Genomic DNA, 19,536 nt, shown 5'->3' on the forward strand with positions numbered 1-19,536 from the left:
GTCGGTAACCTAAAGCGCCGTGGAGGTCACCTGGCGGGAGGCCATGCGGCGGGCGCTCTACGGCGCGGAGGGCTTCTACCTGCGGGAGCGCCCCGACCGGCATTTCCGCACGTCGGTGCATGTCTCTCCGGTCTTCGCCGAGGCCGTGCTGCGCCTGCTCCTGCGGGTCGACGCCGCCCTCGGCCGGCCCGATCCGGTCGATCTCGTGGACATGGGCAGCGGCAACGGCCTGCTGGCCGCCCGGGTGCGGGCCGCCGCGCCGCCGGACCTCGCGGAGCGGCTGCGGGTCACCGCCGTCGACCTGTCCCCCAGGCCCGGCGATCTCGACCCCCGCGTCGCATGGGAGGCGGAGGCGCCGTACGGGGTCACCGGCCTGGTGATCGCCAACGAGTGGCTGGACAACGTGCCGCTCGACATCGCCGAGATGACGCCGGACGGCCCTCGCCTGGTGCTCGTGGACACCTCGACCGGCGAAGAACGGCTCGGGCCCGCTCCCGGCCCCGAGGACCTGGCCTGGCTGGAGCGCTGGTGGCCGCTGCGCGCACCGGGGGAACGCGCCGAGATCGGCCACCCCCGCGACGAGGCGTGGGCATCGCTGATCACCCGGCTTGCGCGGGGCACGGCGGTCGCCGTGGACTACGCCCATCCGGCCGGGCGGCGGCCCCCGCTCGGCACGGTCGCCGGATATCGCGAGGGCTCGGTGGTGCCGCCCATACCGGACGGTCGTGCGACATCACCGCACACGTGGCGCTGGACGCCTGCGCGGCGGCCGGCGAGCGGGCGGGGCGCGGGCGACCACGCTCACCACGCAGCGGGAGGCGCTGCGCGACCTGGGGCTCACCGGCGCCCGGCCGCCGCTCGCGCTGGCGTCGGCCGATCCCGCCGGGTACGTGCGCGCGCTCGGCCGGGCCTCCCAGGAGGCCGAGCTGATCGACCCGGCCGGTCTCGGCGGCTTCGGCTGGCTCAGCCAGGTGGTCAGACGGTGACCTTGAGCGACTCCAGGCCGCGCATGATGTAGCTGGGCTTCCAGGTGGGCTCCTCGGCGAGCTCGAGCTTGGGCGCCAGCCGCAGCAGGGCGCCGAACGACTCCGCCATCTCGACCCGGGCGAGCGGCGCGCCGAGGCAGAAGTGGATGCCGGCGCCGAACGAGATGTGCGGGTTGTCCGCCCGGCCGAGGTCGAGACGGTCCGGGTCGGCGAAGACCTCGGGATCCCGGTTGGCGGAGCCGAACAGCAGCGCGATCTCCACACCCCGGGGGATCGTCACCCCGCCGACCTCGATGTCCTCCAGCACCCACCGCTCGAACATCTGCGCCGGGGTGTCGTAGCGCAGCAGTTCCTCGACCGCCGTCGGCATCAGGCCGGGGTCGGCGCGCAGCCGCTCCAGCTCACCCGGGTTGCGGAACAGCGCCCACCACCCGCTGCCGGTGGCGTTGACCGTGGCCTCGTGCCCGGCGTTGAGCAGCAGCACGCAGGTGCCGATCAGCTCGTCCTCGGTCAGCCGGTCCCCGTCGTCCACCACCTGGGCCAGCGCCGAGATCATGTCGTCGCCCGGCCGCTCCCTGCGCGCCCTGGCCAGCTCGCGCAGATAGCCGGCGAACTCCGTCGCCGCGCGTACGGCGGTGTGTTGCACCTCCAGGGAGGGGTTCAGCTCATACATTCCGCAGATGTCGGCCGACCAGGGGCGCAGCAGGTGGCGGTCGGCCTCGGGCACGCCCAGCATCTCGGCGATCACGGTGACCGGCAGCGGCTCGGCCACCTCGGCCAGCAGGTCGCCGCCGCCGCGCTCGACCAGTCCCTCGGTCAGCTCGGTCGCGATCTTCCGTACGCGGGGACGCAGCGACTCGACCATGCGGGGCGTGAACGCCTTGGACACCAGGCGGCGCAGCCGCGTGTGGACCGGCGGCTCGACGTCGAGCATCCCGGCCCGGATCACCCGCCAGAACGGTTCCTGGAACTCCGGCTCGGGCTCGCGGCCGAACGCCTCGTGCGTCGCCACGTGCAGGTAGGACCGGCCGAGGCGCCGGTCGCGCAGCAGCGCGTTCACATCCGCGTGGCGGGCGATCAGCCACTGCCCCGTCGGCTCGAAGAAGCTGACCGGCTCGTTGTCGCGCAGGTCACGATAGGCGTCGTAGGGGTACGCGATGAACTCGGCATTCCAGGGATCAAACTTCACAATGGACAACAATACGGATGAAAGACCTCGCCTGGGAGTACGGGCGCACGGGTCCGTCATGGCGTAGGTTGGGGCGATGCCGAAGCGCCGCGAACAGCACCGCAGAGAACCTCGCGAGCTCGGCGAGTTGCCCTACGCCGATCACCTCGAACCGTTCGACGGCCGGCTCGCTCAGGGCGGCGACTACGACACGGTCCTGTTCGACGGGCAGGAGTTCGAGGACGCCGACGCGTCCAACGCCCGGTTCATGGAGTCCGCGTTCACCTCGGTGACGTTCGTCGGCGGCCGGTATCGGCGCGCCCGGTTCTCCGACGTGTGGCTGAACGGCGTGCGCTGGGTGGGCGGCGACCTCACCGAGTCCACCTGGGCGGACGCCGAGATCATCATGAGCGCCCCGGCCGGCACGGCGCTGCCCGGCGCCGAGATGAACCATGTGACCTTCCACCGCTGCAAGCTCGACTCGGTCAACCTCCGCGCGCCGACCTGCGGGAGGTCTCGTTCGTCGAGTGCACGCTGCGCGACGTGGACTTCGCCGGCGCCACGCTGACCGGCGTCGCCTTCCCCGGCTCCACGCTCGAACGGGTGCGCTTCGACAAGGCGCGCATGTCCCGGGTCGACCTGCGCGGCGCCGTGTCCCTGGGCATCTCCGACGGCTACGACGCGCTGCGCGGCGCGACCATCAGCGGCGTCCAGTTGATGGAACTCGCGCCGATGTTCGCCCACATCCTGGGTGTCACGGTCGACAACGGCTGAAGTCGCTCGCATCCACGGCACTTGCGGCCGGGGGGCCGTATCGGGTTATAGTGCCGTCCAGGTCATGAGTGCCAGCGTCAAGCCCCGGCTTGCTGGCCGGCAACCCTCGCGCTCGCGGCGGGGTGCCCCGGGTGAGGACCGGGTCCGGCACGAGGTGTGCCGGGCAAGCGCGGGCTCCGCCGTTCCAACGCCATGGCCGGGGTCCCCGACCCCGAGGAGGTTTGGCGTTGTCCGCACTCACCTTCGTCCAGCAGGCCGTCAACCGCATCTCCGAGCCCGTGCGTCTGCCGGCTGTCGTGGGCTCCGACCTTGAGGTGCCCGTCAGGGGCGGCAGGCTCGTGCCGTACGCGAACCTCGACTACGCGGCGAGCGCGCCCTGTCTCGAGCCGGTGAACGCCGCCGTCGCGGCGGCGCTGCCGGCCTACTCCAGCGTGCACCGGGGCGCGGGCTACGCCTCGCAGCTCACGACGGCCAGGTATGAGCAGGCCAGGCACACCGTGCGGGCCTTCGTCGGCGCCCGCCCCGGCGACGCGCTGGTCTTCGTGCGCAACACGACCGACGCCATGAACCTGCTGGCCCGCAGCCTCCCCGAGGGCACCACCGTCGTCGTGTTCGAGACCGAGCACCACGCCTCGCTGCTGCCCTGGCCGAACGCCGTACGGCTCGCGCCGCCCGCCTTCCCCGGCGAGGCGATCCGGGCGGCCGACGAGGCGCTGGCCGCGATCGAGGGCCCGGCCCTGCTCGTCGTGACCGCCGCCTCCAACGTGACGGGCGAGCTGTGGCCGATCGCCGGGCTGGCCCACATCGCCCACCGGCACGGCGCGCGGATCGCCGTGGACGCCGCCCAGTTCGTCCCCCACCGCGGGCTCAACCTCTCCGCGCTCGACCTCGACTACGTGGCCTTCTCCGGGCACAAGCTCTACGCCCCGTTCGGCGCCGGGGTGCTCGTGGGCCGCCCCGACTGGCTCGCCGACGCCGATCCGTACCTGCGGGGCGGCGGAGCCGTACAGGCGGTGGGCGAGACCACCGAGTGGAGCGACGACCCCGAGACGCGGCACGAGGCGGGCACCCCCAACGTGCTCGGCGCCATCGCGCTCGCCGCCGCCTGCGACGCGCTGACCGCGACCGGCTGGACCGCGCTGGTGCGGGAGGAGGAGCGGCTGCTCGCCCGTCTGCGCGCCGGGCTCGCCACGATCCCCGGCGTACGCGAGTTGTCGCTGTGGGGTCAGGACCACCCGCGTGTCGGCATCGTGTCGTTCACCGTCGCCGGCCGTACGGCCCGCGAGGTCGCCGAGGCGCTGTCGGCCGACTGGGGCATCGGCGTCAGGGACGGCAAGTTCTGCGCCCACCCGTTCGTCCGCCACCTCCTCGGCGGCGGTGAGGACGGCGGCTGCGCGGACGGCACGTTCAGCGCCGTACGCGCCTCGGTCGGCATCGGCACGACCACCGAGCACGTCGACCGCCTCATCGAAGCGCTACGCGAGATCGCCGCCGCCTGACGACGGAAGGTCAGGTTGGGGGTCTCGCCTGAGAGGCCCCCAATCAAGCGGCATCCGTCGACTTCTCGCTGACAGGCAAGCGCAGCGTCCGATCACCGAAGTCGACGACCAGATCCAAGCGGGCCCCGAGCGCCTCCACATAGCGAGCGATGACCTCGAGGGATGTGACCTCTCCATGCTCGATCTGTGAGACCCGGGCAACACTCAGACCCATGACAGCCGCGACGTCCTTTTGGCCGAGCCCAAGTTGCTTTCGCGCCTCGGCGAGCTGATGACCGCGCACCTCGGCGAGAAGCTTTCTGGCGCCCTGCTCGATCACGGAAGGGGAGACGCCGGCCTCGTGCAGTTCCCGCTCGAGGTCGGCCCAGTCCCCCGGCACTCTCTGCGGCATGTTCACTCCTCTTCGTCGCTGGTGTAGTCGAGGTAAAGCTGTATGGCCAGGGGGATGTTCTCCTTGTACCACCGGTTCCAGTTCCCGGCTTTGTCGCCGCCCAGCAACAGCAGCGCCGCCCGTGTGGGGTCGAAGGCGAAGATGATCCTGATCTCCGATCGCCCACGCGATCCTGGGCGCAGTTCCTTGAGATGATGCAGGGAGCTTCCCTTGAGCCGGTCGACGAGGGGCCTGCCCAGTGTTGGCCCCTCCTCGCGGAGAGCAGCGACGGCCTGAGCGACCTGAATCGCCGAGTCAAGATCCTCCTTGAGGAGCGTCCTGAACCAGGCGGCATACTCATCTGTGACCTTCACCGTCCATGCCAAGAGCGCCTCCTGGAATCAAGGCTACCCTTAAGTCGGACAGCAGGCTACTGCCGTCGACAGGAGACGGTGGTCGAGTTCGTCTGATGCCTTCGCCGTCTTCGCTCCTCCATGGCGAGCGTGAAAGCATGGACGGCATGACGACCGAGCAGGAGGGCGCGCGCCGGGAACGCATCGTGGGGATCGGCGCGGGTGCCGACGCCGTGCAGGCGAGGGAGCTGGCCACCGAGGACATGATCCTCAACATCGGCCCGCAGCATCCGTCCACCCACGGCGTGCTGCGGCTGCGGCTCGTCCTCGACGGCGAGCGCATCACGGCCGCCGAGCCGATCGTCGGCTACATGCACCGCGGCGCGGAGAAGCTGTTCGAGGTGCGCGACTACCGGCAGATCATCGTACTCGCCAACCGGCACGACTGGCTGTCGGCGTTCGCCAACGAGCTGGGCGTCGTGCTCGCGGTCGAGCGCATGCTGGGCATGCAGCCCCCGCCCAGGGCGGTGTGGGCGAGGACGCTGCTGGCCGAGCTCAACCGGGTGCTCAGCCACCTGATGTTCCTCGGCAGCTATCCCCTGGAACTCGGCGCGATCACGCCGGTCTTCTACGCCTTCCGCGAGCGGGAGACCCTGCAGCACGTCATGGAGGAGATCTCCGGCGGCCGCATGCACTACATGTTCAACCGGGTGGGCGGGCTGAAGGAGGAGCTGCCCATGGGCTGGCTCGACCGCGTCACCGCCGCCGTCGCGGCCGTGCGGCGGCGGCTGCCCGACATCGAGGAGCTGATCGCCGGCAACGAGATCTTCCTGGCCCGCACCCGCGGCGTCGGCGTGCTCGACCGCGAGACGATCATGCAGTACGGCGTGAGCGGCCCCATCGCGCGGGCCTCGGGCGTCGACTTCGACCTGCGGCGCGACGAGCCCTACCTCGCGTACGGCGAGCTGCCGGTGAAGGTCGTGACCCGGTCGGCCGGGGACTGCCACGCCCGGTTCCAGGTGCTACTCGAACAGGTCAAGGTCTCCCTCGACCTGGCCGACGCCTGCGTCGAGCGCCTGCGGCATCTGCCGCCGGGACCGATCAACCAGCGGCTGCCGAAGGTGCTGAAGGCGCCCGAGGGCCACACGTACGCCTGGACGGAGAACCCGCTCGGCCTCAACGGCTACTACCTCGTGTCGCGGGGCGAGAAGACGCCGTGGCGGCTCAAGCTGCGCAGCGCCTCCTACAACAACATCCAGGTGCTGCGGGAGATGCTGCCGGGCAACCTGGTCGCCGACATGATCGCGATCCTGGGCTCGATGTTCTTCGTGGTCGGCGACATCGACAAGTAGATCGAGTCGTCGCGGTCAGGTCTCCCCGGAAGGCTTGCCGGGCACCCGGCAGCAGTGTTCGAGGAACAGCGCCGCGCAGATCAGGATCACGCAGGCCACGAACGACCCGCCGCCGACGAACGCGTCCTGGCGGGGCTTGTCCAGGTCGAGCAGGTCGAGCACGCGCACCACGAACCCGGCGAAGATGCCGCCGAACGCCGCCCCGACGTACGCCGTGGCCTTGGCCAGCGCCGCCAGGCGGGCGACGGCCAGCGGCTCGACCGGCTTGGTGTTCGGGCGGCGCAGGATCCTCGCCCGGGTCAGCCAGCCCGTGTACGCCTCGCCGACGGCCAGCAGCAGCGTGGTGGGGATCGCGGTCCACGGCAGGGTCGGCACCATGGAGTAGAACTGCCGCAGCAGCCCCCAGGTGAGCAGGGCGAACACGACCACGAGACCGACGAGCACGCCGGGATTGCTGGGCTTCACGCGGGGACTCCTCGTCGATCAGGCCGGGGGTTCGATCACGAGGTCGGGCCGCAGCCGCACCCCGCTCTGGTCCATGTCGGCCAGCAGGGCCGCCACCGACCCGCGCCCGGGCAGCACCGCAGCGGGATCGGCCTGCGCCCACGGCACCAGCACGAACGCCCGCTCGTGCGCCCGGGGGTGCGGGAGTGTGAGCTCGGGGTCGTCCGACATGAGGTTCCCGACCGTGATGAGGTCCACGTCGAGCGTCCGAGGGCCCCACCGCTCCCTGCGCTCGCGGCCGAACGCGTTCTCGACGCTCTGCGCGCGGTCGAGCAGCGTACGGGGGTCGAGCATGCTCTCGGCGATCACGACCGCGTTGAGGTATGCGCCCTGCTCGGGACCGCCGACCGGATCGGTCTCGTAAACCGGGGACACCGCCACGAACGTGAGCCCGGGGGCGTCGAACAGCGAATCGACGGCGCCCTGGAGATTCTCGATGCGGCGGCCGAGGTTGCTGCCGAGCGCGATCACGACCCTCATGCGCGACCCCTTCTGATCGTCACCACCACGTCGCCGAACGGCAGCGGGATGGGCGCCGCCGGTTTGTGCACGCTGACCTCCGCCTCCTCGACCAGCTCGTGGGCCAGGCAGGCCGCCGCCAGCCGCTCGGCGAGGGTCTCGATGAGGTTGACCGGCTCGCCCTCCACGATGCGGACGAGCTCCGCCGCCAACGCCCCGTAGTCCACGGTGAGCGTCAGGTCGTCGGCCGCCGCCGCGGGTGCGGTGTCGAACCACAGGGCCACGTCGATCACGAACTCCTGGCCCAGCTCGCGCTCGGCGGGCAGGCAGCCGTGCCTGCCGCGGGCCCGCAGACCCGTCAACCGCACGCTGTCACGACTGGTCGCCGGCCGCGCCGTCACTGCTCCTGATCCTCCTCGTCGTCGTCGCTCTGCAGAACCGGTGAGCCGTGGTAGAGCCACAACCGCCAGCCGGTTCCGGTCCGCACGTAGGTGCTGGAGGCGAGACCCGCCCGGCCGCGAAGCCCGGCTCGTCGGTGTCGGCGGCCGTGAGGATGTTCTCCGCGCAGGTGACCACGGCGACGTCTCCGAGCACGGTCGTCTGCACGTCGGTCAGCACGAACTGGATGTACGGCGTGTTGGCCATGATGAGCGCCCACGAGCGCAGCACCTCCGACCGGCCGGTCAGCATGGGCCAGCCGGGGTGGACGCACATGGCCGGACGTCCCGGGACGTCCTCGATCCAGATCTCCGACATCTTGTCGAGGTCGCCGCTCTCGATGGCGTTGTAGAACGCCTGGTTGAGCTCCTCGATGTCCTTCATGGGCGTCCCTGTCGGCATGTCGTCACCGGCCCTCGTCAGCGTGTCGTACGGCTGCTGCCCTCCACGCGGCGGCCACACGCACCGCGTCGGCGTTCGCCGCCACCCGGTGCACCCGCACGCACCACGCGCCGGCCCGCGCCGCGAGCGCGGTGACGGCCAGTGTGGCGTCGTCGCTGCCGTCGAACGGCCGGGGCTCGCCGTCCGGCCCCGCCAGCAGGCGGCCGAGGAAGCGTTTCCTCGACGCTCCGATCAGCAACGGGCGGCCGAGGCGGTTCAGCTCGCCGATGCCGGCCAGCAGCGCCCAGTTGTGCTCGGCGTTCTTGGAGAACCCGAGGCCGGGGTCGAGCACGATCTGCTCCTCCCGCACGCCCTCGGCAAGCACGGAGTCGACCCGCTTGCGCAACTCCTCCGCCACCTCGGTCACGACGTCGCCGTAGATGGCCCGGCTGTCCATGTCGCGGCTGTGCCCGCGCCAGTGCATCACGACGTACGGCACGCCGGTCGCGGCCACCACCCGTGGCATCGCCGGGTCGGCCAGCCCGCCGCTCACGTCGTTGACGAGCTTGGCCCCGGCCGCGACGGCCGCCTCGGCCACCTCTGCGCGCATGGTGTCGACGCTGACCGTCACGCCCTCCTGGCTGAGCGCGCGGATCACCGGCTCGACGCGGCGCAGTTCCTCCTCCAGGGAGACCCGCGCCGCGCCCGGACGGGTGGACTCGCCGCCCACGTCGACGATGTCGGCGCCCTCGGCCACCAGGGCGAGGCCGTGCTCGATCGCGACGTCGGCGTCGAACCACTGCCCGCCGTCCGAGAAGGAGTCGGGGGTCACGTTGACCACGCCCATGACCAGGCAGCGCCCGAACTCGGGCATACCGGGCACACTCGCTGCGGTCATGGGGTCAAGAGTAGTGCCCCGAGGGTCGATGCCTGTCGGGCAGGAGCGGCGTCCCAATCGGCCGTCGCCCGCGCTCAGCCGCGCAGGATCAGCGACATGGCCTCGGCCCTGGTCGCCTCGCTGGAACGGAAGTCACCCCGGACGGCCGACGTGATCGTCTTGGCGCCGGGCTTGCGCACGCCGCGCATGGTCATGCACATGTGCTCGGCCTCGATAACCACGATCACTCCGCGCGGCTCCAGCACCTGCATCAGGCCGTCCGCGATCTGTGAGGTCATCCGCTCCTGGACCTGCGGCCTGCGGGCGTAGACGTCCACCAGCCTGGCCAGCTTGGACAGGCCGGTGATACGTCCCTTGTCGTTCGGGGTGTAGCCGATGTGGGCCACGCCGTGGAACGGGAGCAGATGGTGCTCGCAGGTGGACATCACCTCGATGTCCTTGACGAGCACCATCTCGTCGTGGTCCGCGTCGAACATCGTGGTCAGCGCGTCCTCGGGCCGCTGGCCCAGGCCGGCGAACTGCTCCGCGAACGCGCGGGCCACCCGGGCCGGGGTGTCCCGGAGCCCGTCGCGATCGGGGTCCTCCCCGATCGCGAACAGGATCTCCCGGACCGCCTTCTCGATCCGGTCGTGGTCGAAGCCAGGGGGCGGCCCCACCATGGGTTCGGCCATGGTCAGGCCTCGTCCCGCTGCGCCGACTGGTCGTTGACCCACGGGGTGGAGCCGGTGCCGCCGGCGGGCAGCGCCGAGCCGTTGCCGTTCGCGCGCTCCTTCGGCGTGATGACCGGAGGACGGTCGGACGGCAGGCGCTTGCCGTATCCGGCGTAGGAGGGACGCTTCTCCTTGGGCACGACGGGCGAGAAGATCTCGAGGACCTGCTCCCGGGAGAGCGTCTCCTTCTCCATCAGTTCGAGCACGAGGTTGTCGAGCACGTCGCGGTACTGGACGAGGATCTCCCACGCCTGGTCGTGCGCGCTCTCGATGAGGCGGCGGACCTCCTCGTCGATCGCCGAGGCGATCTGCTCGGAGTAGTCGCGCTCGTGGCCCATCTCACGGCCGAGGAAGACCTCGCCGTTGCCGCTGCCGAACTTGCGGGCGCCGAGCCGCTCGCTCATGCCGTACTCGGTGACCATGCGGCGGGCGATCGAGGTCGCCTTCTCGATGTCGTTGGACGCGCCGGTGGTGGGCTCGTGGAAGACGAGCTCCTCCGCGGTGCGGCCGCCGAGCAGCATGGCGAGCTGGTCCATCATCTCGGACCGGGTCGCGAGGAACTTGTCCTCCATCGGCAGCGTCATCGTGTAACCGAGGGCGCGGCCGCGCGACAGGATCGTGATCTTGTGGACCGGATCGGAGTTGGGAAGCGCGTGGGCCACCAGGGCGTGGCCGCCCTCGTGGTAGGCGATGATCTTCTTCTCCTGGTCCGACATGACCCGGGACTTGCGCTCGGGACCGGCCATCACGCGGTCGATCGACTCCTCGAGAGTCGACATCGTGATGAGCTTCTGATCCTGGCGGGCGGTCAGCAGGGCCGCCTCGTTGATCACGTTCGCGAGGTCGGCGCCGGTGAAGCCGGGGGTCCTGCGGGCGATCACGTCGAGGTCGACGTCCTGCGCGAACGGCTTGCCGCGGCCGTGGACGCGCAGGATGCCCTTGCGGCCCTCCAGGTCGGGCCGGTCGATGACGACCTGCCGGTCGAAACGGCCGGGGCGCAGCAGCGCGGGGTCGAGGATGTCGGGGCGGTTGGTCGCGGCGATGAGGATCACGCCGCCCTTGACGTCGAAGCCGTCCATCTCGACGAGGAGCTGGTTCAGCGTCTGCTCGCGCTCGTCGTGGCCGCCGCCGAGGCCCGCGCCGCGGTGCCGGCCGACGGCGTCGATCTCGTCGATGAAGATGATCGCCGGGGCGTTCGCCTTGGCCTGCTCGAACAGGTCGCGGACGCGGGAGGCGCCGACGCCGACGAACATCTCGACGAAGTCGGAACCGGAGATCGAGTAGAACGGCACGCCCGCCTCACCCGCGACGGCGCGGGCGAGCAGGGTCTTGCCGGTGCCGGGCGGGCCGTACAGCAGCACGCCCTTGGGGATCTTGGCGCCGATCGCCTGGAACTTGGCCGGGGCCTGGAGGAACTCCTTGATCTCCTGGAGCTCCTCGATGGCCTCGTCGGCCCCCGCGACGTCGGCGAACGTCGTCTTCGGGGTGTCCTTGGTGATCAGCTTCGCCCGCGACTTGCCGAAGTTCATGACCCGGGAGCCGCCGCCCTGCATCTGGTTCATGATGAACAGGAAGATCAGGACGATGATGATGATCGGCAGGAAGCTGACCAGCAGGCTGACGAGGAAGTTCTCCTTCGGCACCTCGACGGTCCAGCCCCCGGAGGGCTTGGCCTGGTCGAGCGCCTGCGTGAGCTGGACGCCCTGGCCCTCGACCCAGGGGGCCTGGATGCGGGTGACCCCCTGCTTGCCGCCGGCGTCGATCGGCTTGTTCAGCGTCAGTTCGACACGCTGGTCCTTGTCGACGACCACCGCGTTCTTGACATTGCCCTGCTGGATCTGCTGGACGACCGTCGAGGTGTCAGCGGTGGTGTAGTTGCCGTCTCCGCCGAACATCGTGGTGACGAGCAGGAGAAGCAATACGATGCCCAGGATCCACAGCAGTGGGCCACGTGTAAATCGCTTGAGATCCATCCGTTGCGGAACCCCGGCGGGCCCGTCCCTTCCTGACCAAGGCCTGCCCCGGGAAACCCCGGGGTCGCGGCATCCCTTACCGCTCCTTCTGGCTACCGCGGGCCGGCCAAGCGGCCTCCCACGGATATCCGAAGGTACACCCGGCAGCCGCGGCGGGTAACTGCCCGAGCGGCTCCGGCTTTGCCTTTCCAACGTACGTCAGCCAACCCCGTGTTCCCCGACCTGGCGCCCAATAACGCACGATTCGAGGGTCACTTCGCTAAGGGCTTACTCCCCTGCGTGGCCGGGAGGAATCCGGACCCCGTAAAAGTTGGCCCGGCGAAGCCGGGACAGCCCAGAGCGCCAAGCGCTCACGACTTTGCTCCTTCCGCTGACCGGTTAGGCAAAGCGCTCGTAAAATGCGAACATGCGTACGGCATATAAGGTGCGGGTCTACCCCACCGCCGAACAAGCCGCGGTGCTGAACCGCACGTTCGGCTGCGTACGCCTGGTCTGGAACACGGTCCTGGCCTGGCGGCAGGCCCGCTACCGGGTCGAGGGCGTGACGACCTCCTACGCGCAGACCGACAGGTATCTGACCGAGCTGAAACGCGACGGCGGCCACGACTTCCTGTACGAGGTCTCCAGCGTCCCGTTGCAGCAGACGTTGCGGCACCAGCACACGGCGTTCGTGAAAGATCCTCAACCCGCGCCATCTGGAGCGTAAGGCCAAGAATCTGGCCCGGTACCAGCGGCGCATGGCCAGAAAGCAGCGTGGGTCGAACAACCGGGCCAAGGCCAGGGCGAAGGTCGCCCGCGCCCACACCAAGGTGCGGGACGCCCGCGCCGACTTCCTGCACCGCACCTCCACCCGGCTGGTCCTCGACCACGACCTGGCCGCTGGTCGAGCGGTGTCTGCCTGTGGAGCTGACGTGAGTCCGCAAGGGTCCTCCCTTCGGCGGTCGGCGGCGAAGCAGGAAGCCCAACCCGCGAGGGCGGGAATCCCGGTCCTTCAGCTTTAGGGCCGGGAGGAAGTCAATCCCCTCCGTACACATGAGGCGCAAGAGTCCCGATGAACGGCAGGTTGCGATACCGCTCGGCGTAATCGAGCCCGTACCCGATGACGAACTCGTTGGGGATGTCAAAACCGACGTAACGGACGTCCAACTCCACCTTCACCGCGTCCGGCTTGCGCAGCAGAGTGCAGATCTCCACGGACGCCGGGTTGCGCGACTTCAAGTTGTTCATCAGCCACGAGAGGGTCAGCCCGGAGTCGATGATGTCCTCGACCACGAGCACGTGCCGGCCGGCGATGTCGGTGTCGAGGTCCTTCAGGACCCGCACGACGCCGGACGAAATGGTTCCCGCACCGTACGAGGAAACGGCCATCCAGTCCATCTGCACGGGCACGTGCAGCGCGCGGGCGAGGTCGGCCATGACCATGACCGCTCCCTTGAGCACGCCGACGATCAACAGTTCCCTGCCGGCGTAGTCGGCGTCGATCTGGCCCGCCAGTTCTCTGATCTTCTCCTGTAGCTCCTGCTCCGAGATGAGGACTCTGGAGAGATCCTTGCCCATGTCGGCTGCGTCCACCTGGGGTTTTCCTTACGCGAGCGAGAGGTTGTCCACGGCGAAGACAAGGGTGCCACAGCGCCTGACCACCCCTACCCCCCCGGGTAGGTCCACTCCCTTCTGCCCGTGCCAGCCGGTCACCAGCCGCTCGACGGCCTCGATGTGCACCGCCGCGAGCGCGGCGGCGTGCGCCCCGGCCTCCACGGCCGCCCGCTGGATGACCCTCCGCCGCACCGCCCCCGGCACGTCCGCCAGCACGGACACGTCCAGTTCCCCGCCGGGACCGCGCGACTTCGCGTGGACGGCGTCCGCCCACTCGTCCAGGGCGTCGGCGTCGTCCCTGCACAGCCGCGCCGTACGGGCCAGCGCCTCGGCGATCCCCGGTCCCAGCGCGGTCTCCAGCGCCGGGAGGGCGTCGCGCCGCACCCGGACCCTGGTGTACGCGGGATCGTCGTTGTGCGGGTCGTCCCAGGGCCGCAGGCCGAGGGCGTCACAGGCCTGCCTGGTCCGCTCCCGGCCGAGTCCCAGCAGGGGGCGCCGGTAGATCCCGGAGACCTCCGCCATGCCGGAAAGCGACCGCGTGCCGCTGCCGCGGGCCAGGCGCAGCAGCACGGTCTCCGCTTGGTCGTCGCGGGTGTGGCCGAGCAGGACCGCGGCGGCGCCCAGCCGCTCGGCCGCGGCGGTCAGCGCGGCGTAGCGGGCCTCCCGCGCCGCGGCCTCGGGCCTCCGGCCGTGCCGACCGTGACGGTCAGCGCCTCGGCCGGCTCGAGACAGAGCGAGGGCGCGAGCCGTACGACGTCGCGGGCCCGGCCGGCCGAGCCCTCCTGCAGGCCGTGATCGACGGTCAGCAGCCCGGCGCGCAGGCCGAGGCGCGGGGCCGCGAAGCCGGTGGCCGCCGCCAGCGCCAGCGAGTCGGCGCCGCCGCTGCAGGCCACGAGGACGAGCGCGCCGGACGACCCCCGCGCCCCTCCTGGGGCAGTGAGGTCCGCGAGCGACAGCCGTACGGCGCGGCGGACGTCGGCGACGGCGGGATGCGGGCCCATGCGGCCATTCTGGCCGCCCGGGGCGGGTGTGGGGAAACGGGCGTCCGACGGGTCCGGGCAGGTGGGCGGGAATCAGGCGGAGGCCAGGACCCGGGACATCCAGGCGTGCGGGTCGGCGATCTCCCCGCGGTCGGGCAGGGTCTCCGGCGAGGTCCAGACCTTGTTGAACGACTCCATGCCGGCCTCGTCCACGACCGTGCGGACGAAGTGGGAGCCCTCGGCATACTGCTTCATCTTCAGCTCGATGCCGAGCAGCCGGCGGACGAGCTGGTCGAAGCGCGAGCCGCCCTCGCGGCGGCGCTGGAACTTGGCGCGGATCTCGGCGACCGACGGCACGACGGACGGGCCCACGGCGTCCATGACGTAGTCGCCGTGCCCCTCCACCAGCGTCATCACGGCCGTCACGCGGTCGAGCACGGCCTTCTGCTCGGGCGTCTGGATGGCCTCGATGAGGTTGCCCTCGCCACCCCTGAAGGCGTCGGCCACGGCGTCGGAGGCGGCGCGCAGGCGCTCCAGCAGGGTCGCCAGGTCCATCTCGGACGCGAGGAGGAACTCGGTCATCTGGCTGCGGACGTACTCGCGGAGCCAGGGGACGCCGGTGAACTGCACCCGGTGGGTCTCCTCGTGCAGGCACACCCACAGGCGGAAGTCACGGGGATCGACGCCCAGCTCGCGCTCGGCGTGCACGATGTTGGGCGCCACCAGCGTCAGACGGCCGGTCGGAGCGTGACCCGAGGGGTCGGGCGGCAGGAACAGCTCGTACTGCCCGAGCACCCGGGAGGCGAGGAAGGCCAGCACGGCGCCGACCTCGAGGCCGGTGATGCGCGAGCCGACCGCGCCGACGACCGCCGGCATGTTCGACATCTTCTGCGTCAGCGGCTCGAGCACCACGCGGAAGCCGTCCACGTTGGCGCGGATCCACCCGGGACGGTCGACCACGGTCGCCGCCTCGGGCGTCGCCGAGTCGATGCGGGTGAACTCCCGCACGTGCCCCTCGGCGTCCCGCGACAGCCGCCGCAGTTCGAGGACCGCCTGCCTGGCCTCCTCGCGGCTCACCTGAGGGCCGGGCCGCACGAGGCGCACCCCGGTCGCGACGGCCAGATCCCAGTCGATCACCTGCATACCCACCACCGTACGTTCTCCGACTTCTCGCCGCGCATGCAGGCGCGAGGGGATCACTAGCTCTGGGAGACGATCGTGGCCATTTTGTCGAGGGCGGCGATCGCCTCCGGCGGGTTGGCCACCTGGTCGGCCATGAACGCGAAGGTCAGCAACCGGCCCTCGGATGTGTACGCGATGCCCGCCAGGGTGTTCACCCCGTTCAGAGTGCCCGTCTTCGCGCGTACCAATCCGGCGCCGGCCCTGGAATCGGACTTCCCGTAACGATTGTGCAGAGTCCCGGTGAAATGCGCGACCGGCAGGCCGCTGATCAGCGAGTGCAGCTCCGGATGGGCGGAGGACGAGGCCACGGCCAGGATGTGGGCGAGGGCCGTCGGCGTGATCCGGTTCTTGGTGGACAGCCCGCTGCCGTCGTGGACCTCCACCCCGCCGGCCACGCCGAGGCGGGTGAGCACGCGCCCGACCGCCGTGGGCACGCCCTGGAAGGTGTGCGGGAGGCCCTCCTTGATGGCGGCCTGACGGGCGAGCGCCTCGGCGAGGTCGTTGTCACTGTGCGTGAGCATCCGCTCCACGAGCGCGTAGATCGGGCCGGACTCCACCCGGGCCAGTTCCTGCGCGGTGGGCGCGGCCTTGGCGGAGTCGACCCCCTTGCCCACCTTGATGCCGTTCTTCCTGAGCAGCATGGCGAACGCGTCGGCGGTGGCCTGCGCCGGGTCCGGGTAGCGGGCGCCGTTGGCCGCCCGGCCCTCGTCCATCATGAGCGCGGACACCGGGGCGACGCTGCCCTCCGGAATGTACGTCGGCTTCCAGCCCGGCGCGGTCCGCGGCCCGCCGAACAGGGAGGCGTCGTACGACAGGTCCACCGAGGTGAGCTTCGCCGCCTTGAGCGCCTTGGCCGTGCTCGCGGCGAGCCGGGGCGAGCGACGCGGGCCGCGGGTAGATCTCCTCCTGCTCGGCGGCGCTCGTCCGCGGGCCGGCCAGGGTCGGTCGCCGCCGCCGACCAGGACGATCGACCCGGCGGAGGACCCCCGCACGACCCGGGTGGCCAGGCGGGCGTCCGGCCCCACCGTGGCCAGCACCGTCAGCGCGGTGACGACCTTGGTGGTCGAGGCCGGGGTGATGGCCGTGCCCGAGCGGCCGTCGAATATCGGCGTTCCCGTCACGGCGTCGAGCACGATCCCGGCCACGCTGCCGCCGAGGGCGGGGTCACCCATCGCAGCGGTGAGCCGGGTGGTCAAAGTACCCTTGGCGGGGAGAGCCCCGTCCCCCGCCGCGGCCAGAACCGGACCCGCGGTCACCAGGGGGATCGGGGTCGGCTTCGGGGACGCGACCGGAGCCGGGGTCCTGTCGGCGTCATGGGTGATCAAATAAGTGCCCGCGAGGACGACGAAGATCTGCAGCAGGGCGAGGGTGGCCACCACCATCCACCGCTCACGTCGCACCACTACACCCTCATTTCGCGCCGACCTTGACCACGCCTACGAGACATTAACGCCAGCCCGGGAGACCGGGGACTCATGCGGAGGAACGAGTGGAGTTCGACGTTGTCGTTGAGATCCCCAAGGGACAACGGAACAAGTACGAGGTTGACCACAAGACCGGCCGCATACGTCTGGACCGCCTGCTTTTCACGTCTACCCAGTACCCCGCCGACTACGGGTTCATCGAGAACACTCTCGGCGAGGACGGAGACCCGCTCGACGCACTGGTCCTGCTCCAGGAGCCGACTTTCCCCGGTTGCCTGATCCGCTGCCGCGCCGTCGGGATGTTCCGGATGACCGACGAGAAGGGCGGCGACGACAAGGTCCTGTGCGTTCCGGCGACCGATCCGCGGATGGAGCACATCCGCGACATCCACCACGTCGCCGAGTTCGACCGGCTGGAGATCCAGCACTTCTTCGAGGTCTACAAGGACCTGGAACCCGGCAAGTCGGTCGAGGGCGCCAACTGGGTCGGCCGCATTGAGGCCGAGGCCGAGATCCTCGCCAGCATCGAGCGCTTCCAGGAGACCGAGCACCACGACGAGGAGCACTGAGTCAGCCGGGCCGGGTGGCGCCGACCAGATCGTGGCGCCAGATGGGCGAGATGCGCACCACGTCCCCCGTCTGGGGGGCGTGGACCATCATGCCGCGCCCGATGTAGATGCCCACATGATGGATGGTGCCGGGATTCCGGCTCAACCGGCCGTAGAAGATGAGGTCGCCGGTGCGCAGTTCCTTGAGCGGGACGTGCCGTCCCGAGGTCCACTGCGTGCCGGTCCAGTGATCGAGTGACACCCCTGCCCGCTGCCAGGCCCGCATCGTCAGCCCCGAGCAGTCGAACCCCGACGGGCCTGCGGCGGCCCACACGTACGGCTTGCCGATCTGTTTGAGCGCCCACTGGGCGGCCATCTCGCCGGGTCCCGACCCGAGCCGCCCGGTCCAGGCCGGCACCGCCAGACTCCGGCGCGCGGGGAGGGCCGCCTGCCGGGCCTTGCTCCTTGCCTGTTTCAGTTCGTCGACGCGGTCGCGGGCGGCCTCCAGCCGTTTGGAGATCTCCGCTTTCTCCTGCTCGATCTGTTTGGTCTGTTCGAGCTGTTCCTCGACGGCCCGCTGTGCCGCGTCCTTCGCCTGTCGCACCTCGTCGGCGCTGCGCGACTGCTCGGAGTAGGCACGGGCCGCCTGTTCTCGGAGGATCTCGAAGACCTGTTGTGCGTCTTTCAGCCGTTGCAGCGAGGCGGTCTGTTCGTCGCCGAGTTGCGTCAGCACGCTGGCTCTTCGCAGGAAGCCGTGCACGTCGCCGAGACCGCCGAGCATGGCCGCGGCGGACGGTGACAGCCGCACCCCGCCGTACCCCTCGGCCACTCTCGCCGCCACCTCGCCACGCAGCTCCGCGACCTGGCCGGCCGCCTGGCGGACCCGCCGCGCCGACTGCTCGTACGCGGAACGCGCCTGCTCAAGCTGAACGAGTTGCCCGTTGTACGCCTCCACGAGTCGCTCGGCCTCGGTGTTCAGCGCCTCCCGGCGGGCCTGCGCGGCCGCGAGCTCGGCCTCGGCCTTGCCCAGTTCCCGTACGCGCTCCTGCACCTGCTGGCGTGCCTTGGCGACGTCCTTGGCGGACGGCTTCGGATCGGCTCCCGCCGGGGCTCCGAAGGTCAGGACGAGACTTGACCCGAGCCCGGCGACCAGCCCCGATGCTCTGAGGAGTGGCAATTCCTTCCCCTTCCCTGCTCCACTCCCCTCAGTTCCCGGCGACTACTCTCCGTACACATCTAAGCTACGTCTAGTAATCAACCTATGTGGTAGATCGTCCCGTTTAGGCAGGGAAAGAACCTCTGGGCCCACCGGAGCTTCCGGCCGCGGGGTCGCCGGACGTGCCACGGCGCTCCGGCCCGCGTTCGGAGCCGCCGTCCCGCGTTCCCCCGGGTACGCCTGGCAGGGAGCCGTCCCGGCCGTTTCGGTCCGGACGGTCCGGACGGTCGGGGCGGCCGGGTCCAGGACCGTCGCGGCGCGAGCCGTCGCGGCCGTCGCGGTCGGGGCCGCCGGGGCCGTTGGGGCCACCGGGCCGGACGTGCCGCGGCGGGCCGCCGTCTCCGGCGCCCTGCCTCCCGCCGTGTCCGCCGCGCCCGGGCGGTACGACCCAGGGCCCGCCGTGATCGCCGGAGGGCCTGGGGGAGGGCGCGGGAGTCGGCGGGCATTCCCGATGCGGACGGGGATGGTGCTGGTGGTCGCGCCACGGCGGACGGTGGCCCGGCCAGTGGGCCGGCGGCGGTCCGCCCCGGGGCGGCCAGCCCGAGCCGGGGCGGCCGGGCCAGTGCCCACCGGAACCGGGTCCACCGGAACCTGGCCCATCGGAGCCGGACCCGCCGGGGCTGGGCTCCTAGCCCGGCTCAGTACCTGGGGGTCTGATCGGCGGCCTGCTCCGCGGCGTCGATCGCCTGGAGGTTGAGCAGCTTGGCGCCCAGGCCCTTCACGAGACC

Annotated in this window: 21 protein-coding genes, 2 pseudogenes and 1 riboswitch; of the genes and pseudogenes, 8 read left to right on the forward strand and 15 right to left on the reverse strand. The window is 70.8% G+C overall.

Going from position 1 to position 19,536, the window contains the following annotated elements; translation table 11 throughout:
* Positions 1–19: 19 nt before the first annotated feature.
* Positions 20–1,018 (forward strand): SAM-dependent methyltransferase, encoded by a 999-nt coding sequence (locus tag B1L11_RS34990; protein ID WP_256863150.1) that lies wholly within the window; start codon positions 20–22, stop codon positions 1,016–1,018.
* On the opposite strand, the gene B1L11_RS34995 is transcribed toward B1L11_RS34990, so the two are convergent.
* Entirely contained in the window at positions 976–2,175 is a 1,200-nt protein-coding gene (locus B1L11_RS34995) for a cytochrome P450 (RefSeq protein ID WP_218671501.1), read from the reverse strand. The genes B1L11_RS34990 and B1L11_RS34995 overlap by 43 nt on opposite strands.
* 76 nt (positions 2,176–2,251) lie before the next feature.
* On the opposite strand from B1L11_RS34995, the gene B1L11_RS52710 reads away from it, so the two are divergent.
* From B1L11_RS52710 to B1L11_RS35005, 3 genes are all read left to right on the forward strand, one after another.
* Complete coding sequence (locus B1L11_RS52710) at positions 2,252–2,722, forward strand: pentapeptide repeat-containing protein (protein ID WP_256863151.1); 471 nt, start codon at positions 2,252–2,254, stop codon at positions 2,720–2,722.
* On the forward strand, positions 2,698–2,928 hold the full coding sequence (locus B1L11_RS52715) for a pentapeptide repeat-containing protein (RefSeq protein ID WP_256863152.1): 231 nt from the start codon (positions 2,698–2,700) through the stop codon (positions 2,926–2,928). Before B1L11_RS52710 ends, B1L11_RS52715 begins: the two co-directional genes overlap by 25 nt.
* A 60-nt stretch (positions 2,929–2,988) precedes the next feature.
* Positions 2,989–3,104: riboswitch (SAM riboswitch) on the forward strand.
* A gap of 51 nt (positions 3,105–3,155) precedes the next feature.
* Positions 3,156–4,427, forward strand: coding sequence for an aminotransferase class V-fold PLP-dependent enzyme (locus B1L11_RS35005; protein ID WP_079319607.1), 1,272 nt, complete (start codon positions 3,156–3,158; stop codon positions 4,425–4,427).
* Between the two features lie 43 nt (positions 4,428–4,470).
* On the opposite strand, the gene B1L11_RS35010 is transcribed toward B1L11_RS35005, so the two are convergent.
* Positions 4,471–4,818, reverse strand: coding sequence for a helix-turn-helix domain-containing protein (locus B1L11_RS35010; protein WP_079319608.1), 348 nt, complete (start codon positions 4,816–4,818; stop codon positions 4,471–4,473).
* Positions 4,819–4,820: 2 nt separating this feature from the next.
* Positions 4,821–5,183, reverse strand: a complete 363-nt coding sequence (locus tag B1L11_RS35015) for a type II toxin-antitoxin system RelE/ParE family toxin (RefSeq protein ID WP_079319609.1) — start codon at positions 5,181–5,183, stop codon at positions 4,821–4,823.
* 125 nt (positions 5,184–5,308) lie between these two features.
* Here B1L11_RS35015 and B1L11_RS35020 point away from each other — a divergent pair, with 125 nt between their 5' ends.
* Positions 5,309–6,502, forward strand: a complete 1,194-nt coding sequence (locus B1L11_RS35020) for an NADH-quinone oxidoreductase subunit D (protein ID WP_372974757.1) — start codon at positions 5,309–5,311, stop codon at positions 6,500–6,502.
* A 15-nt stretch (positions 6,503–6,517) separates the two neighbouring features.
* Here B1L11_RS35020 and B1L11_RS35025 read toward each other — a convergent pair whose 3' ends face one another.
* The 7 genes and pseudogenes from B1L11_RS35025 to ftsH all read right to left on the reverse strand — a co-directional run bounded on the left by B1L11_RS35025 (position 6,518) and on the right by ftsH (position 11,865).
* Entirely contained in the window at positions 6,518–6,967 is a 450-nt protein-coding gene (locus B1L11_RS35025; RefSeq protein WP_079319610.1) for a DUF3180 domain-containing protein, read from the reverse strand.
* 18 nt (positions 6,968–6,985) lie between these two features.
* Complete coding sequence (gene folK, locus B1L11_RS35030) at positions 6,986–7,486, reverse strand: 2-amino-4-hydroxy-6-hydroxymethyldihydropteridine diphosphokinase (RefSeq protein ID WP_079319611.1); 501 nt, start codon at positions 7,484–7,486, stop codon at positions 6,986–6,988.
* Positions 7,483–7,833: a dihydroneopterin aldolase gene (folB, locus tag B1L11_RS35035; RefSeq protein WP_256863157.1), complete on the reverse strand. Its 351-nt coding sequence runs from the start codon at positions 7,831–7,833 to the stop codon at positions 7,483–7,485. The genes folK and folB overlap by 4 nt, the downstream gene beginning before the upstream one ends.
* A gap of 29 nt (positions 7,834–7,862) precedes the next feature.
* Positions 7,863–8,287: pseudogene (locus B1L11_RS35040) on the reverse strand (nuclear transport factor 2 family protein).
* 22 nt (positions 8,288–8,309) lie between these two features.
* Positions 8,310–9,182, reverse strand: coding sequence for a dihydropteroate synthase (folP, locus tag B1L11_RS35045; protein ID WP_079319613.1), 873 nt, complete (start codon positions 9,180–9,182; stop codon positions 8,310–8,312).
* Between the two features lie 74 nt (positions 9,183–9,256).
* Entirely contained in the window at positions 9,257–9,853 is a 597-nt protein-coding gene (folE, locus tag B1L11_RS35050; RefSeq protein WP_079319614.1) for a GTP cyclohydrolase I FolE, read from the reverse strand.
* A 2-nt stretch (positions 9,854–9,855) separates the two neighbouring features.
* Entirely contained in the window at positions 9,856–11,865 is a 2,010-nt protein-coding gene (gene ftsH / locus B1L11_RS35055) for an ATP-dependent zinc metalloprotease FtsH (RefSeq protein ID WP_079319615.1), read from the reverse strand.
* Positions 11,866–12,271: 406 nt separating this feature from the next.
* Here ftsH and B1L11_RS52720 point away from each other — a divergent pair, with 406 nt between their 5' ends.
* Together B1L11_RS52720 and B1L11_RS52725 are read left to right on the forward strand one after the other, a co-directional pair.
* The gene (locus B1L11_RS52720) at positions 12,272–12,571 is read left to right on the forward strand and encodes a helix-turn-helix domain-containing protein (RefSeq protein WP_256863153.1); all 300 of its coding nucleotides are present in this window, start codon (positions 12,272–12,274) and stop codon (positions 12,569–12,571) included.
* A gap of 31 nt (positions 12,572–12,602) precedes the next feature.
* Positions 12,603–12,866 (forward strand): transposase, encoded by a 264-nt coding sequence (locus B1L11_RS52725; RefSeq protein WP_256863154.1) that lies wholly within the window; start codon positions 12,603–12,605, stop codon positions 12,864–12,866.
* Positions 12,867–12,879: 13 nt separating this feature from the next.
* Here B1L11_RS52725 and hpt read toward each other — a convergent pair whose 3' ends face one another.
* From hpt to dacB, 4 genes and pseudogenes are all read right to left on the reverse strand, one after another.
* Positions 12,880–13,437 (reverse strand): hypoxanthine phosphoribosyltransferase, encoded by a 558-nt coding sequence (gene hpt, locus B1L11_RS35065; protein ID WP_239109159.1) that lies wholly within the window; start codon positions 13,435–13,437, stop codon positions 12,880–12,882.
* A gap of 12 nt (positions 13,438–13,449) precedes the next feature.
* Positions 13,450–14,459 (reverse strand): annotated as a pseudogene (gene tilS / locus B1L11_RS35070) (tRNA lysidine(34) synthetase TilS).
* Positions 14,460–14,531: 72 nt separating this feature from the next.
* Positions 14,532–15,581, reverse strand: a complete 1,050-nt coding sequence (locus B1L11_RS35075) for a zinc-dependent metalloprotease (RefSeq protein WP_179155468.1) — start codon at positions 15,579–15,581, stop codon at positions 14,532–14,534.
* Positions 15,582–15,637: 56 nt separating this feature from the next.
* A complete protein-coding gene (gene dacB / locus B1L11_RS35080; protein WP_256863155.1) occupies positions 15,638–17,023 on the reverse strand; it encodes a D-alanyl-D-alanine carboxypeptidase/D-alanyl-D-alanine-endopeptidase in 1,386 nt (461 codons plus the stop codon).
* Positions 17,024–17,109: 86 nt separating this feature from the next.
* Here dacB and B1L11_RS35085 point away from each other — a divergent pair, with 86 nt between their 5' ends.
* Positions 17,110–17,613, forward strand: coding sequence for an inorganic diphosphatase (locus tag B1L11_RS35085; protein WP_079319616.1), 504 nt, complete (start codon positions 17,110–17,112; stop codon positions 17,611–17,613).
* A gap of 1 nt (position 17,614) precedes the next feature.
* On the opposite strand, the gene B1L11_RS35090 is transcribed toward B1L11_RS35085, so the two are convergent.
* The gene (locus B1L11_RS35090) at positions 17,615–18,769 is read right to left on the reverse strand and encodes a C40 family peptidase (RefSeq protein WP_079319617.1); all 1,155 of its coding nucleotides are present in this window, start codon (positions 18,767–18,769) and stop codon (positions 17,615–17,617) included.
* Positions 18,770–19,536: the final 767 nt, after the last annotated feature.

The sequence above is a fragment of the Microbispora sp. GKU 823 genome (assembly GCF_002027145.1).
GTDB lineage: Bacteria > Actinomycetota > Actinomycetes > Streptosporangiales > Streptosporangiaceae > Microbispora > Microbispora siamensis.